Origin of the sequence: Pseudophaeobacter sp. A-200-2 (genome assembly GCF_041008815.1) — a bacterium.
GTDB classification, from domain to species: Bacteria; Pseudomonadota; Alphaproteobacteria; order Rhodobacterales; family Rhodobacteraceae; genus Phycobacter; species Phycobacter gallaeciensis_A.
The window spans coordinates 40,098-54,613 of the sequence record NZ_JAXGFU010000006.1; the positions used below are offsets into that span (position 1 = coordinate 40,098).

Annotated in this window: 12 protein-coding genes; 8 read left to right on the plus strand and 4 right to left on the minus strand. The window is 63.0% G+C overall.

Translation table 11 applies throughout. From position 1 onward, the window contains the following. Positions 1 to 94 precede the first annotated feature (94 nt). Genes SM766_RS10440 through SM766_RS10465 form a run of 6 tightly spaced genes read left to right on the plus strand, consistent with a single transcriptional unit; the run spans position 95 to position 7,231 of the window. Positions 95 to 661, plus strand: a complete 567-nt coding sequence (locus SM766_RS10440; RefSeq protein ID WP_065272362.1) for a nuclear transport factor 2 family protein — start codon at positions 95 to 97, stop codon at positions 659 to 661. Beyond that, entirely contained in the window at positions 658 to 2,352 is a 1,695-nt protein-coding gene (locus SM766_RS10445; protein WP_274831516.1) for a hydantoinase B/oxoprolinase family protein, read from the plus strand. Before SM766_RS10440 ends, SM766_RS10445 begins: the two co-directional genes overlap by 4 nt. Next, positions 2,349 to 4,415, plus strand: coding sequence for a hydantoinase/oxoprolinase family protein (locus SM766_RS10450; RefSeq protein ID WP_368947737.1), 2,067 nt, complete (start codon positions 2,349 to 2,351; stop codon positions 4,413 to 4,415). Before SM766_RS10445 ends, SM766_RS10450 begins: the two co-directional genes overlap by 4 nt. Continuing rightward, entirely contained in the window at positions 4,412 to 5,014 is a 603-nt protein-coding gene (locus SM766_RS10455; RefSeq protein WP_274835330.1) for a cysteine hydrolase family protein, read from the plus strand. Before SM766_RS10450 ends, SM766_RS10455 begins: the two co-directional genes overlap by 4 nt. Next, entirely contained in the window at positions 5,011 to 5,871 is an 861-nt protein-coding gene (locus SM766_RS10460; protein ID WP_274830598.1) for an isocitrate lyase/PEP mutase family protein, read from the plus strand. Before SM766_RS10455 ends, SM766_RS10460 begins: the two co-directional genes overlap by 4 nt. Beyond that, complete coding sequence (locus tag SM766_RS10465; protein ID WP_368947738.1) at positions 5,858 to 7,231, plus strand: FAD-dependent oxidoreductase; 1,374 nt, start codon at positions 5,858 to 5,860, stop codon at positions 7,229 to 7,231. The genes SM766_RS10460 and SM766_RS10465 overlap by 14 nt, the downstream gene beginning before the upstream one ends. 35 nt (positions 7,232 to 7,266) lie before the next feature. Here SM766_RS10465 and SM766_RS10470 read toward each other — a convergent pair whose 3' ends face one another. The 3 genes from SM766_RS10470 to SM766_RS10480 all read right to left on the minus strand — a co-directional run bounded on the left by SM766_RS10470 (position 7,267) and on the right by SM766_RS10480 (position 10,259). Continuing rightward, complete coding sequence (locus tag SM766_RS10470) at positions 7,267 to 8,760, minus strand: 3-hydroxyacyl-CoA dehydrogenase (RefSeq protein ID WP_368947739.1); 1,494 nt, start codon at positions 8,758 to 8,760, stop codon at positions 7,267 to 7,269. A 3-nt stretch (positions 8,761 to 8,763) separates the two neighbouring features. Then, on the minus strand, positions 8,764 to 9,534 hold the full coding sequence (locus SM766_RS10475; protein WP_347510699.1) for an enoyl-CoA hydratase-related protein: 771 nt from the start codon (positions 9,532 to 9,534) through the stop codon (positions 8,764 to 8,766). Between the two features lie 260 nt (positions 9,535 to 9,794). After that, positions 9,795 to 10,259: a MarR family winged helix-turn-helix transcriptional regulator gene (locus tag SM766_RS10480; protein WP_347510700.1), complete on the minus strand. Its 465-nt coding sequence runs from the start codon at positions 10,257 to 10,259 to the stop codon at positions 9,795 to 9,797. A gap of 240 nt (positions 10,260 to 10,499) precedes the next feature. Between SM766_RS10480 and SM766_RS10485 the strand changes: the two genes are divergently transcribed. Together SM766_RS10485 and SM766_RS10490 are read left to right on the plus strand one after the other, a co-directional pair. Further along, on the plus strand, positions 10,500 to 11,873 hold the full coding sequence (locus tag SM766_RS10485) for a hypothetical protein (RefSeq protein ID WP_368947740.1): 1,374 nt from the start codon (positions 10,500 to 10,502) through the stop codon (positions 11,871 to 11,873). 197 nt (positions 11,874 to 12,070) lie between these two features. Beyond that, entirely contained in the window at positions 12,071 to 13,162 is a 1,092-nt protein-coding gene (locus SM766_RS10490; protein ID WP_368947741.1) for a Zn-dependent alcohol dehydrogenase, read from the plus strand. A gap of 138 nt (positions 13,163 to 13,300) precedes the next feature. On the opposite strand, the gene SM766_RS10495 is transcribed toward SM766_RS10490, so the two are convergent. Further along, positions 13,301 to 14,512, minus strand: coding sequence for an acetyl-CoA C-acetyltransferase (locus tag SM766_RS10495; protein ID WP_368947742.1), 1,212 nt, complete (start codon positions 14,510 to 14,512; stop codon positions 13,301 to 13,303). Positions 14,513 to 14,516 lie beyond the last annotated feature (4 nt).

Below are 14,516 nucleotides of genomic sequence, written 5' to 3' on the forward strand. Positions count from 1 at the left end.
GCAACAAATCTATTCACAAATGTTCAAAATATTTGACCTATGCGTAGCAAATAATTTGTATTACAAAAGATACCAATTTAGAAAAGGAGACTTCATGCCCGTCATCGAACTCCACGTGATGCAGGGATATAGCGCAGACGAGAAAACGCGACTGTGCGCGGCGCTGACCAACGCGGTGCGAATCGTCGTGCCCGCCCCGCCCGAGGCCGTCACCGTTATGATTCATGAGCTGGATCCTGCGGGTTACATGCGCGGCGGCGCGCATCGCAGCCCCGCCCCCGCCCTGCCCGATCCGGTATCTCTGGTGCGCAACTACCTGACCGCGATGGAAGCGCGCGAGATAGACACGGCCCGGGCGCTGCTGGCTCCCGGCTTCTCCATGACGTTCCCCGGCACCGCCCCGATGACGACGCTGGAAGAGCTGATCGAATGGGCAAAGCCCCGATACAATTTCGTCACCAAGACATACGAGGGCTTCGAAGCGCTGCAATCGCCGCAGGACGCCGCCGTTGTCTATTGCCGCGGCACCCTGTCGGGCGAATGGCCGGATGGCACCCCCTTCAGCGGCATCCGGTTCATCGACCGCTTCGAAGTGGTGGACGGGCGTCTCACCCGGCAGGACGTCTGGAACGATATCGCTGAAACAAAGGCAAACCCATGACCAAAGAGATAGACCCGATCACGCTGGCCGTTCTGGCCGGACGGATGGAGCAAATCGCGGATGAAATGGACGCCACTCTGTTTCGCGCCGCCTTCAACCCAATCATCGCCGAGGCCCATGACGCATCGCACGGCCTCTATCACGCGGTGTCGGGCGACACTCTGGTACAGGGCAAATCCGGCCTGCCAATCTTTGTCGGGGTGATGTCCTTTGCGGTGAAGGCCGTCATCGAAAAGGCCGCCGAAAACGGCGACCTAGAAGACGGCGACATCTATATTTTCAACGATGCGCATCTGGGCGGCACCCACCTCAGCGACATGCGGCTGGTGCGGCCCTATTTCCACGATGGCAAACTGTTCTGCTATCTCGCCTCGGTCGGACATTGGCACGATGTGGGCGGCGCTGTGCCGGGCAACTACAACCCCGCTGCCACCGATGCCTTTCAGGAGGCCTTTGTCCTGCCGCCGGTCCGGCTGGCCAAGGCAGGCAAGATCCAAACCGACATCACCGACATCCTGATGCGCAACACCCGTCTGCCGCAGTCGGCGCAGGGCGATCTGAACGGTCAGCTGGGAGCGCTGGATCTGGGCGTGAAACGTCTTGATGAATTGCTGGCCGAATATGGCGCCGAAACCGTGCGCGCGGCCCTTGATGCCTTGCAGGACCGTGCCGAAGCGCTGATGCGTTCGGAGCTGACGGAACTGCCCGACGGCCGCTGGGAGGCCGAGGATTTCCTCGACAATGATGGCATCACCGATACGCCGCTGGCAATCAAAGTCGCGCTGGAGATCAATGATGACCGGATGACGCTGGATTTCACAGGAACGGCAGACCGCTGCGCAGGCCCGGTGAACATTGCACTGCCGACGGCGGTCGCAACCGCCTATGTGGCGATCAAGCATATCTTCCCGTCCCTGCCTGCGAACTCTGGCGTAATGCGCCCGATCGATGTGAAGATCCCCGATGGATCGCTGCTGTCTGCGCCCTTCCCGGCGCCGGTCGGCGGCTACACCGAAACGATCCTGCGCATGGTTGACGTGATCTTTGCCGCGGCCTCACAGGCGGCGCCGGATCGCGTCGTCGCCAATGCCTATGGCACCATCAACGCCCTGTCGATTTCCGGCAAACGCGCCAATGGTCAGCCCTGGGTCATGTTCAGCTTTTACGGCGGCGGCCATGGCGGGTCCATCGAAGGCGACGGGCTGAACCACGGCAATGCGCCAATTTCGACCGCGACAATCCCGCCGATGGAAATCCTTGAGGCCGCCTATCCGGTGATGTTCAAGCAATGGGCCCTGCGCCCAGACAGCGCAGGCCCCGGCATGCATCGGGGCGGCATGGGCGCGACCTATGAAATTGAAGTACTGGAGGAAAGCGCCACCGCCTTCCTGTTCGGCGAACGTGGCCGCTTTGCGCCCAAGGGCGCGGCTGGCGGCGGCGATGCTGCGCTCAATGTCTTTTCCTACGAGCAGGCAGATGGCTGGCACCACCCGCCGATGGCCTCGAAAATGGTTGGGATCAAGCTGGAGCGTGGCCAGTCGGTACGGCTCGACACGCCCGGTGGCGGCGGCTACGGCCCGGCGTCACAGCGTCCGGCAGCCGATGTCGCCCGCGATGTGGCAGGCGGGTTGATGAGCCCTGACGCAGCGACCGAAACCTATGGCCCGGCCTGGAAAGAGGTGACCCAATGACCAGCAGCAACCGCATGATCGGCGTCGATGTCGGCGGCACCTTCACCGATATCTTCGTTCTGGACGAAGCCACCGGCACCGCCGAAGTCGCCAAGGTGCCCACCACGCGCCCGGACCAATCCGGCGGCTTCCTGTCCGGGATCAATTCCCGCGTCTATGATCTTTCGACCGTCTCGGTGGTGGTGCACGGAACCACCGCAGGCACCAATGCGCTGCTGGAGCGAAAGGGCGCCCGGATCGGGGTGATCACCACAATGGGCCTACGTGACGTTCTGGAGATGCGCCGCCGCGATCGCCCGCGCACCTGGGGTCTGCGGGGGAACTTCACTCCGGTGGTGGACCGCGCCCTGCGGCTGGAGGTGCCGGAGCGCACACTGGCCGATGGCACCGTGCGCACGCCGGTGGATCTGGACGCGGTGCGCGCCGCCGCCCAGCAACTGATCGACGAAGGGTGCCTTGCCTGCGCGATCCTCTTTGCCAACAGCTATGCCAATGGCGAAAACGAACGCGCCGCCGTTTCTGCCGTGCGCGAGATGTGGCCCAATGCGCATGTCTCGGCATCTTCGGAGATCCTGCCGGAAATCCGGGAATTCGAACGTTTCTCCACGACCGCGCTCAATGCCTATCTGCAACCCGAAGTCTCGGGTTATCTGGCGCGGCTCGAAACCGCGCTGAAGGACGGCGGGTTCGCCGGGGAGTTCATGATCGTCCAGTCCAATGGCGGCGTGATGGATGTGGACACGGCGGCAAAACTGCCTGTCCGCACTGCTCTGTCGGGCCCGGCGGCTGGTGTCATCGCAGCCGGATACATTGCAGAAGCGGCCGGATTTCCAGATGTCATCACCGGCGACATGGGCGGCACCTCCTTTGATGTCAGCCTGATCGCCAAGGGCGCATCCATGCTGTCGCCGCAAACCTCAATCGATTTCGGCATGGTGGTCCGCTCCCCGATGATCGAAATCACCACTATCGGCGCGGGCGGCGGCTCGATTGCCTGGGTCGACAAGGGTGGCCTGCTGAACATCGGACCGGAAAGCGCCGGCTCCACTCCCGGCCCAGTGGCCTATGGTCAGGGCAACACCCGCCCCACCGTGACCGATGCCAATGTCGTTCTGGGCCGCATCGATCCCGACAACCCCATCGGCGGTAAGCTGGACCGGCTGGATGTCGAGGCCGCCAAGGCCGCGATCCTGGAACACGTCGGGCGTCCGCTGGGCATGGACGCGCTGCAAGCCGCCGAGGCGATCCTGCGCGTTGCCAATAGCCGTATGGCCGGAGCGCTCAGGCTGGTCTCTATCGAGCGCGGCTTTGATCCCGAACGTTTTGCATTCATGCCTTTTGGTGGTGGCGGCGCGCTGCATTCTGGCGCCATGCTGGCCGAGGTCGGCCTCGCCCGCGCCATCGTGCCGCGCTATCCCGGCGTGACCTCGGCGATGGGCTGCGTGATCGCCGATATGCGGCAGGATTTCGTGCAGACCATCAATTCGGTCCTGGCCGGTATCGACCTGCAAAGCCTGACCGGGTTCATGCAAAGCCACGTCGACAGCGGGCTGGCCACACTGGACGCGGCGCGCACCCATTTCGAGCGGCGCGACACCGAATTCACCCTTGATATGGCCTATCTCGGGCAAACCCACACGGTGCCCGTCACCCTGCCGGTCACCGTTGAAAATGGCGTCGTGACACCGCCGACCGAGGCGCAGATCGCCGATGCCTTTGATGCGGCTTATCGCGCCACCTACGGTCGACTTCTGGAAAACGGCACCCGACGGGTGATCAACCTGCGCTCGGCCATCACCGGCCGCCGTCCGCGGTTCGATCTGGCAACGCTGGCCCCCAAGGCCGGCAGTACCGAGCAGGCCTTCCGGGGCACGCGGCAGGTGCATTTCGACGGCACCTGGCACAAAACCAGCCTCTATGACCGGCTGGCCCTGCCCGTAGGCGCCGAAATCGCGGGTCCGGCCATTCTGGAGCAACCCGACACCACCGTCTTGATCGAACCCGGGCTCGTCGGCAAAGTCGACGCCTACGGCAATACACTGATCGAAAGGGCCAGCGCATGACCCCCTCCTCCACTGCCCTGCTGACAATTGACCTGCAAAACGACTTTTTGCACCCCGAGGGTGCCTATGGCCGTGCGGGTCAGGGCGCCGACAGCATCAAGGCCCTTCCGGACCGGATCGCGCCGGTGAAAACCGCCCTGACCAAGGCCGGGGGTAGTTATATCTCCGCCCAGTTCACGCTGGTGCCGGGTCGTGGTGGGGAGCCGCTGATCTCGCCACACCTGAAAAAGCTGCGCCCCTTTCTGACCAAGGGCGATTTTGAACCGGGCAGCTTTGGGCACAGCCTTGTCGATACTCTGGCTCCGGCCGATTTCACGGTGGAAAAGGTGGCCTATTCGGCGCTGTATCAGACCCGTCTTGAATATATCCTGCGGGCGATGAAGATCGACACGCTGATCATCGGCGGTATCGTCACCAATGGCGGCGTTGCCAGCACCGTCCGCGATGCCCACCTGCGCGACATTCACACCATCCTGCTGTCGGATGGCTGCGCGGCCTTCAAGGACGACGTGCACGAGGCCACTCTGAAATCTCTCGGCTCGGTGACGGAGATCATGACCTGCGCCGAGGCAGTGACACTGCTGGGAGGCACGTCATGAGCCTGCGCAAGCGCCTGACCTCGCCCGAAATCCTGCTGGCCCCCGGTGTCTACGATGGCCTGACGGCCGCGCTGGCCACCGATGCCGGGTTCGAGGCCCTATACCTGTCGGGGGCCGCGGTGGCCTACACCCGCCTTGGCCGCCCCGATATCGGTCTCACCACCGCCTCGGAGATGGCAGATACCATGGCGTTGATCGCGGATCGCACCGACCTGCCGGTGATCATGGATGCCGACACCGGCTTTGGCAACGCGCTCAATGCACGGCGCACCATGCAAAGCTATGAACGTGCAGGTGCTGCCGCCCTTCAGGTCGAAGACCAGAGCTATCCCAAAAGATGCGGCCACCTGTCCGACAAATCGCTGATCTCCAAGACCGAGATGTCGGGCAAGATCGCCGCCATGGCCGATGCCCGCCGTCAGGACACGCTGATCATTGCCCGCACCGATGCCATCGCCGTCGAAGGATTTGATGCCGCCATCGACCGGGCCGGTAGCTACATCGAGGCAGGCGCCGACGTGCTGTTTATCGAGGCCCCGCGCGACAGTGACGAGCTGGCAAAAATCGCGGCGACCTTCAAAGGCAAGGTGCCGCTGCTCGCGAATATGGTCGAAGGCGGAGCCACGCCGATTTCCTCGGCCACGACCCTTCAGGACATGGGCTTCGACATCGTGATCTTCCCCGGTGGTATCGTCCGCGCCCTGGCGATGACCGCGCAAAATTACTATGCCAGCCTGAAAGAATCAGGCTCTAATAAGCCATTTTCCGACCGGATGCACGATTTCGATGGGCTGAACGCGGCCATTGGAACACCTGAAATGCTGGCCCTTGGAAAGCGGTTCGATGGCAAGTCCTGATGTCGCTGAACCGCCCGCATCCTTTGACCTGACGGTCGAAACCCTGATCGTCGGGGCGGGCGCTGCGGGGATGGTGGCCGCCCTGGCCGCCCATGAGGCAGGACAGGAAGTTCTGCTGGTCGAGGCCGACGCCGTACCATCGGGGTCCACCGCGCTCAGCGCCGGTCTGATCCCCGCTGCGGGCACGCAGTTTCAGACCGAGGCAGGCATCCAGGATAGCGCAGAGCGGTTTGCGCAGGACATTCAGGCCAAGGCCCATGATGAAAACGATCCCGATCTGGTCGCCAGCATGGCCAGCACGGCGGCGCCGGTAATCGAGTGGCTGGCCCACGATCACGGGTTGCCGTTTTCACTGGTCACCGACTTTGACTACCCCGGCCACAGCCGCCGCCGCATGCACGGGCTGCCGACCCGTTCCGGGCAGGAACTGATCGACGCCCTGCGCGCCCGGATCGAAGCGCTGGATGTGCCGCTGATCTGCAATCGCCGCGCAATCAGACTCTATTCGAAAGAAAACCGCATCTTTGGCGCCCAGTTGCAGCTGCCCGATGACAGTAGAGAAACCATCGGCTGCGCGCGGCTGATCCTCGCCTGCAACGGCTTTGGTGGCAATCGCACCATGGTCTCCACCCATATGGCCGAAATCGACAATGCGGTCTGGTTCGGCCATGACGGCAACCGCGGCGAGGCCGTGACCTGGGGGCAGGCTCTGGGCGCAGCGACCGCCCATCTGGGCGCCTATCAGGGGCACGGTAATGTCGCGCATCCGCATGGCATCCTGATCACCTGGGCCACCATCACCGAAGGCGGCGTGCAGGTGAATTGCCAGGGCAAACGGTTCTGGAACGAGGCGCAGGGCTATTCCGAGGCAGCCCGCGCCGTACTGGCACAGCCGGGCGGCACCGCCTGGGTGGTGTTCGACAGTCGCATCGCCGCCGTGGCGCGGCAGTTCGAGGATTTCAAGAACGCAGAAAAGCAAGGCGCGATGCTAGCCGGTGAAAGCATTGCAGAGCTTGCCAAGGCGGCTGACCTGCCCGCAGATGCGCTGGCCAATACCCTTGGCGATATACCCAACGAGGGCACGGACGCCTTTGGCAGACGCTGGAGCGGGCAGACCCCGCCACTGCGCCCACCCTATCACGCTGTGAAGGTCACCGGCGCGCTGTTCCATACCCAAGGCGGGCTAGAGGTCGATCCCGCAACGGCCCGGGTGCGCCGCGCGGCGGGTGGAAGTTTTGACAACCTTCATGCCGTGGGCGGCGCGGCCTGCGGCGTTTCAGGTACCGGCGACAGCGGTTATCTATCGGGCAACGGGCTGCTGGCGGCGGTGACTTTGGGGTATCTTGCCGGGCGCGCCTGATCCAGCGCGCCCGTCGTTCGCAGTATTCGCGCCTGTCAGTCCGCAGTGCTGAGCGACAGACCCAAAAGCGCGCGGCGTTTCAGCCAGAGGCTGGGGCGATAGCGTTCCGACCCGGTCGTGGATTGCAGCCCCTCCATGATCGACAGTACCCGATCTGCGCCGACCTTGTCGCCATACTCCAGTGGGTTGAACGGGTAGTTGAGACCCATGGTCATCGCCTTGCCCAAATCCTCGGGGCTGCCGACGCCGATCTGCGCCATCTCGCAGCACAGGTTCACGATCATCGAAATGATACGCGGTGCAACAAAGCCGGGGCTGTCCTTGATGACCTCGACATGCAGGCCCGCGCCCGCCAGCCAGGTGGTCACCGCCTCCAGCACGTCCGAGCCACCGGGAGCGGTCATGACGGTAACGATCCCGCGTTCGACCGCGCTCAGATCCACCGCAACGGTGCGTTTGGGGTCAAGGCCAAGGCGGGCAACGGTGCTGGTGCAATCCTCGCCAAGCGGGCTGACCAGGATCGGCGCCTTGCCGTCATCCTCGGCAGCGCTGAGGCCCTTTTCCACCAGCGGAGCAAAGGCATCGGAGCGTTCCGGCAGAACTGCGGTCAGCGAGGTCCTCGGTCCGGCTTCGGGCGGGGTCGGCAGCTTGGGCAGGTCCTGCGCGTAGTCGTAGAAGCCGCGCCCCACCTTGCGCCCCAGCAGCCCCGCTTCGACCATATAGCCATGGCGCGGCGTGGTGCGCAGGCGCGCATCGCTATGGTAGCCGTTGAAGATGAAGGTCGAAACCGGGAAGTTGGTGTCGATGCCGGTGAGATCCATCAACTCGAACGGGCCCATCCGGAAGCCGCCTGCCATCTTCATGATGCGGTCGATCTGCTCCGGCGGGGCGACGCCTTCGGCCTCGATATGCAGACCTTCGGTGTAATAGGCCCGCCCACCCAGGTTCACGATGAAGCCGGGTCCATCCTTGGCGATCACCGGCACCTTGCCCATCGCCTTGCCCATTTCATAGGTCGCATCGACAACGCCCGCATCGGTGGCCGCGCCGCCGATCACCTCGACCAGCTTCATCGGCGGCACCGGGTTGAAGAAGTGCATGCCCACCACGCGGGCGCGGTTTTCGCAGTTCTTCGCAATCGATGCGATGGAGAGCGAGGAGGTGTTCGACGCAAGAATGCAGTCCGCGCTGACGATGCCTTCAAGTTCGGCAAACAGGCTCTGTTTGATGTCGAGCCGCTCGATGATGGCTTCGATCACCATCTGCGTATCCGCAAGGGAGGTGAGGTCGCCTGATGTGGTCAGCCGCCCCTTGGCCGCAGCGGCGGCGTCCGCCTCCAGCTTGCCCTTTTCGACCATACGGTCGATACGCCCTTCGATATCGGTCTTCGCCTTGGCCAGCGCCTCGGCGTTCATGTCGTTCAGCACCACGTCATAGCCCACGGTCGCCAGCACCTGCGCGATGCCCGCCCCCATGAGCCCGGCGCCGATCACGCCAACCTTTTTGATGTCGTCGAATGCATAAGCCATCACTTATTGTCCTTTGAACTCGGGGGCGCGTTTTTCAAGAAAGGCGCGCATTCCCTCTTTTTGATCGTCAGTGGAAAACAGCATCTGGAACAGGCGGTTCTCCAGCATGAGCGCGGTATCCAGTGGCGTATTCGCCCCCTCGCGCACCGCGTCACGGATCGCCTGCACCGCCTTGGCAGGCTGGGCGGCGATCCTCTTGGCCATGGCAAGGGACGTGTCCATCACCTCGGCATCCGGTACCACTTCTGAGACGATGCCCAAATCCAGCGCCACATCTGCCGGGAACAGATCGCCAGTCAGAAGGTAACGCAGCGCCTTGGCTTTGCCCGCCGTGCGCAGGATCTTCTGGGTGCCACCGGCGCCGGGCATGATGCCCACCTTGATTTCCGGCTGGCCGAATTTGGCGGTGTCGCCTGCAATGATGATGTCGCACATCATCGCCATCTCACAGCCGCCGCCCAGCGCCATGCCACGCACCGCTGCGATGACGGGGGTATTCGACGCTTCGAGCGCGCGTTTGACAGCACCCAGACGGTCGAAGACCTCCTGCATCGGCCGCACCTCGGCCAGCTCGGCCAGATCCGCCCCGGCGGCAAAGGCCTTTTCATCGCCTGTCATCACGATGCACCGGATCCCGGGGTCGGCGTCCAGTTCAGTCACCGCCTTGGCGATTTCCGCCCGAAATTCGGTCGACAGCGCGTTGCGCCGTTCGGGGCGGTTGAGCCGGATCACACCAACCCGGTCACCGGGGCGTTCGATGAGCACCAAAGACATGTTCTCTCCTGTCCTACTGCAAAGGATGCCAGGCCGGTTTCTACCAGGCCGGGCGCGTTGTAGCCCCTTATAAGGTGGATTAGATACTTGGCAAACAATTAGCTTGATAATTAATTGCGAATTCGTCCCGTCCCAAGAAGGTGCCGAGGCGAAGGCACGCGTCACAGGCGGTCGGGGCAATCGACTTGTACAGTGGAAGGAGCTCCGGCCAGCACATTGCCCGGGTTGAGCCCAGCCTTAAGACGAGATCCTGACCCGCCTCAATCCCGCGCCATCGACGCCTTGAGGTTCTGCCGCATCTTCGCCAGCACCTTCATGGTGGTGGCCAGCTCTTCCGGTTCGATCCCTGTATTGGCTATGGTATCCACCTGGCGCTGCGTCTCGGTCATGATATCCATCAGCTGGTGCGCCTTGTCTGTTGCAAAGATCCGTTTCGACCGCCGGTCGCCGGGATCGGCGCGCCGTTCAACAAAGCCGCGTGCCTCCAACCGGTCGATCAGTTTGGAAGTGGTCACTGGCCCGATGTCCAGCTTCGCTGCAAGATCCGCCTGCCGCTGACCAGCCTCTCGCATGAGGCTGAGCACCGCCCAACCCTGCGCCATGGTGATGTCGTGCGGCCGCAATAGCCCGTCAAACAGAATGCCACGAAACCGCGCGATATCCTGAAACACCGGGCCCGAGACCCCTTCATTGCGAGCCGTGGTTGCCTTATCGCTTTTGGTCATACTGCCGCCCCATACTTCGCCAATCTCCCCCGGCCCCCCCGCGCGACCGCTTGGCAAAAAATGTAATTAGCTTGATTATTATTTGCAAGATAAATACCCTAAGCAAAAGGCTTTGGCTCTGCTTCCGCAACCGCCGGAGGCAGCTCTCGCACGGAGCTGCACCACTCTAACCCGCACAGCTCTGAGGAGTTCTGACAAGATGGCCAAGCAAAACTCGCCGTCACGATACAGCGCCCAATAATGCTGTCATCCGCTTTTCTTCTTCTTGTCAGCCTCGGGGCCATCGGTGAAATCTTTACCGATGCGCCCGCTCTGCGGCTGATGGAGCTCGGGGGGATCCTGGGCTTTCTGGCGCTGGAGCTGCGCGGCCTGTCCAAAGTCGCTTTAATCCTCCTTTCACTGTGCATCGCGCTGCCGCTTTATGAGGTCAGCCAAGGCACCTTTGATCTTGCCCGCGCCTCCACTGCCATCGACAGGGCGGCGTTCTTCGCCTTCTTCCTCACCTCGCTCAGCTTCCTTCAGTTCGCCGCGAACAGCTCGCCGCTGATCCTGCGCTCGGGCGAGATCCTGGTGAACCAGCGCCCGGGCCGCCGCTATCTGGTCCTGACCTTCGGCGCGGCGGTATTTGGCATCCTCTTGAATTTCTCAACCATCGGCCTCTTGGGGACAATGATCGCCAAGGGTGTATCTCCCGGCGAGACCGACGAGGAAAAGCGCATCGCGGGCATCCGCCGCCGCCGCATGACGCTGGCCATGATGCGCGGTTTTTCCTCGCTTCCGATGTGGTCGCCGATGACCGTCACCATGGCACTGATCACTGCGGCCATTCCCAGCGTCGCCTATGGGCAGATCGTCATCTATTCACTGCCGCTGGCGGTGGTGATGCTGCTTTTGGGCTGGGGGATCGACCGGATGAGCTATCCGCGCCGGGTGCTTCCGGGCCTGCCCGAGGCGCCCTCCCTTGCCGGATTTCTGCCCCTGATGGGGATGGTGATCTTCGTGCCGTCGTTTTCCTGGGGTGTGGCCGTGCTTTTGGGCGTGACGCTCATTCAGGCACTGCTTTTGTGCCTGCCGCTGGTCTCCCTTGGCTGGATGGCGATCCAGCGCTGGCATGAGGGCGCGCTTCCGGCGATCACCGGCACCGCCCGAGCCACCGTGACCGGGCTGCTCCCCGGGTTGCCCAGCATGCGCTCCGAAATCGGCCTGTTCACAACCTCGGCCTTTCTGGGTGTTCTGGTGCTACCGCTGATCGACACCGATGCCCTTGGTCAGACCATCGTCGCCCTCGGACTTGGCAGCGGTGCGGTTCTGGCGCTGGCGGGCTGGATCGCCTATCTGCTGTCGATGGTGGGCGTCAGCCCGATCATCTCGGTCACCATCCTGGCGGGCACGCTGCCGAACCTGACGCCATTGGCCATCAGCCCGCTCGCGGTTGCGGTTACCATGGTGTCGATCTGGTCCATCGTGGTGAACGTAACGCCGTTTTCGGCCTCAGTCCGCTTGTCGGCGCGCATGATCGATGAAGATCCCGCCCGCGTCGGCCTGCGCTGGAACCTTGCCTATGGTACGCTCGCCATGTCGATCCTGACCGTTGCGTTGCTGGTTTTCGCATAGTCCGTTGCGTCACGAAGTTTAATTAGATTGCTAACAATCACCATGGCACCCTAAAATTTGCGAAAGAGGAGAAGCTTTGCATGTTCCGGTTCGCGGATATCCAGACCAAGACCGCGCGCCACTGCAATCGGCAGCTTCATGTACATACGGAAATCCGCGCTGCCCGCGCATGACACGACAGACCGAAAGGACCTCCCATGACCAAAGTCAAAGCCGCCGTTTGCCACAAGCACGGAGAGCCCCTTGTGATCGAGGAGGTGGTACTGCGCGCACCCGAACTGGGTGAAGTCGAGGTGAAGATTGATGCCGTGGCTGTCTGCCATTCGGACATCTCGCTGTGGCAGGGTGGGTTTGGCGGCGCCGTTCCCGCGGTCTTCGGTCACGAGGCTGCTGGCATCGTCACCGCTGTCGGCGTGGGCGTCAAAGGCTTTGCCGTGGGCGACAGTGTTGCCGTCACGCTGATCCGTTCCTGCGGCACCTGCCCGTCCTGCGGCCAGGGCCACCCCACGGTCTGCGAAGAACCGGGTGATCCGTCCAAGGGGCCGCTCAGCACGACCCAAGGTGACCCGGTCTGGCAAGCGCTTTTCGCCGGTGCCTTTGCCGAAAAGGTGGTCGTGGATCAAAGCCAGATCGTGAAGATCCCTGCAGATATACCAAAAGACGCCGCATCGCTGATCTCCTGCGGCGTGATCACCGGCGTCGGCGCTGCGATCAATACCGCCGATATCCGCCCCGGCGACGACGTTGTGGTGATCGGCGCGGGCGGCGTGGGCCTCAATGCTATTCAGGGCGCCCGCATCGCCGGGGCCCGCCGCATCGTCGCGGTCGACATGAACCCCGCCAAACTGGAAGACGCCAAGACCTTTGGCGCCTCCCATGGCGTGCTGGCCAAAGGCAAACCCTTCAAGGAAGTAAAGGCGCTGCTGGACGGGCGCGGCGCGGATGCGGTGCTGGTGACGGTCGGTGTCGCCGCGGTCTATGATCAGGCGCCCCGTTACCTTGCTCACAACGGCAAGATCGTGATGGTCGGCATGCCGCATTTCGGCTCTAACGCGAGCTATTCGCCGCTTGTGATGGCCGACGCGGGGCAGAAAATCCTCGGTTCTAAAATGGGCGACGTGGTGATCAAGCGCGACATTCCCTGGATCGTGGACCTCTATCAGCAGGGCCGCCTGAAGCTGGACGAGTTGATCACCGGGCGCTGGACGCTGGATCAGGTGAACGAGGCCTTTGCCGACACCATGGCCGGCAACGCGCGGCGCAACGTGATCATGCTGAACAACGACTGATCAACGGGGTGACAGAACCTGCGGCTGTCCCAGCACATCGGGGCGGCCGTTTCTGTTTCCTGCTCCACACACGAAAAAGGGCCGTTCCGATCGGAACGGCCCTGTCTATTTTCAGATCAGGCACAAAGCGCGGCCCGATCAGACCTTTTCAAAGATAGCCGCCAGACCCTGGCCACCGCCGATGCACATGGTTTCAACCCCATACAGCGCATCGCGGCGTTGCATCTCGCGCAGCAGCCCAGCCATGATCCGCCCGCCGGTCGCACCCACCGGGTGCCCCAGCGAAATGCCCGAACCGTTGACGTTCATCCGCTCGAAATCGCTGTCGGCGAATTGCCATTCACGGGTGCAGGCCAGAACCTGCGCCGCGAAGGCTTCGTTGAGTTCGATCAGGTCGATGTCCTTCAGCGCCATACTCGCACGGTCCAGCGCCTTGGCCACCGACGGCACCGGGCCGATGCCCATCACCTCGGGACCGACACCGGCCACGGCCCAGGACTTGATCCGGGCATAGGCCTTGAGCCCCAGTTCCTCCGCGATGGCGCGGGTGGTGATGATCGCCGCCGAGGCGCCGTCGTTCTGACCAGAGGCATTGCCCGCCGTGACCGTCGCCTGACTGTCGATACTGCCACGGATGGGGCGCAGTTTGGCCATGCTCTCCATCGTGGCCTCGGGGCGCGGATGCTCATCCTTCGAGAAAGTCTCTTCGCCCTTGCGGCTTTTGACGGTCACCGGGATGATCTCATCATCGAACAGCCCGCCGTCCTGCGCCGCCACCGCGCGGCGATGGCTTTCCACCGCAAAGGCATCCTGTTCCTCGCGTCCGATATTGTATTCTTGGCGCAGGTTCTCGGCGGTTTCCAGCATGCCCCCCGGCACCGGGTGGTTGATCCCGCCTGCCGTCACACGTCCCTTCGCCAGCGCATCATCGAACACCATCGCGGTGCCCTTGATACCCCAGCGACCCTTGGTCGAATAGAAGGGCGCATTCGACATCGACTCGGCGCCGCCTGCGATCACCAGCGAAGACCCTCCGGTCCCGACCTGCATCACCGCATTGATCACCGCCTGCAGGCCAGAGCCGCAGCGGCGATCGATCTGATAGCCGCCAATGCTGATCGGCAGTCCCGCATCCAGCCCTACCACGCGGCCCAGCGCCGGTGCATCCATCGACGGGTAGCATTGGGCGAAGATCACCTCGTCCACGCGATCACCCGGCAGGTCGGTGCGCGCCAAAAGGCCTTCGATCACCATGCGGCCCAGCTCATGGGCGTGCAGGTCGCGGAACTGGCCTCCGAAACGGCCAACCGGCGTGCGGACCGGTTCGCAAATTACGACGTCTTCAAGCATATTC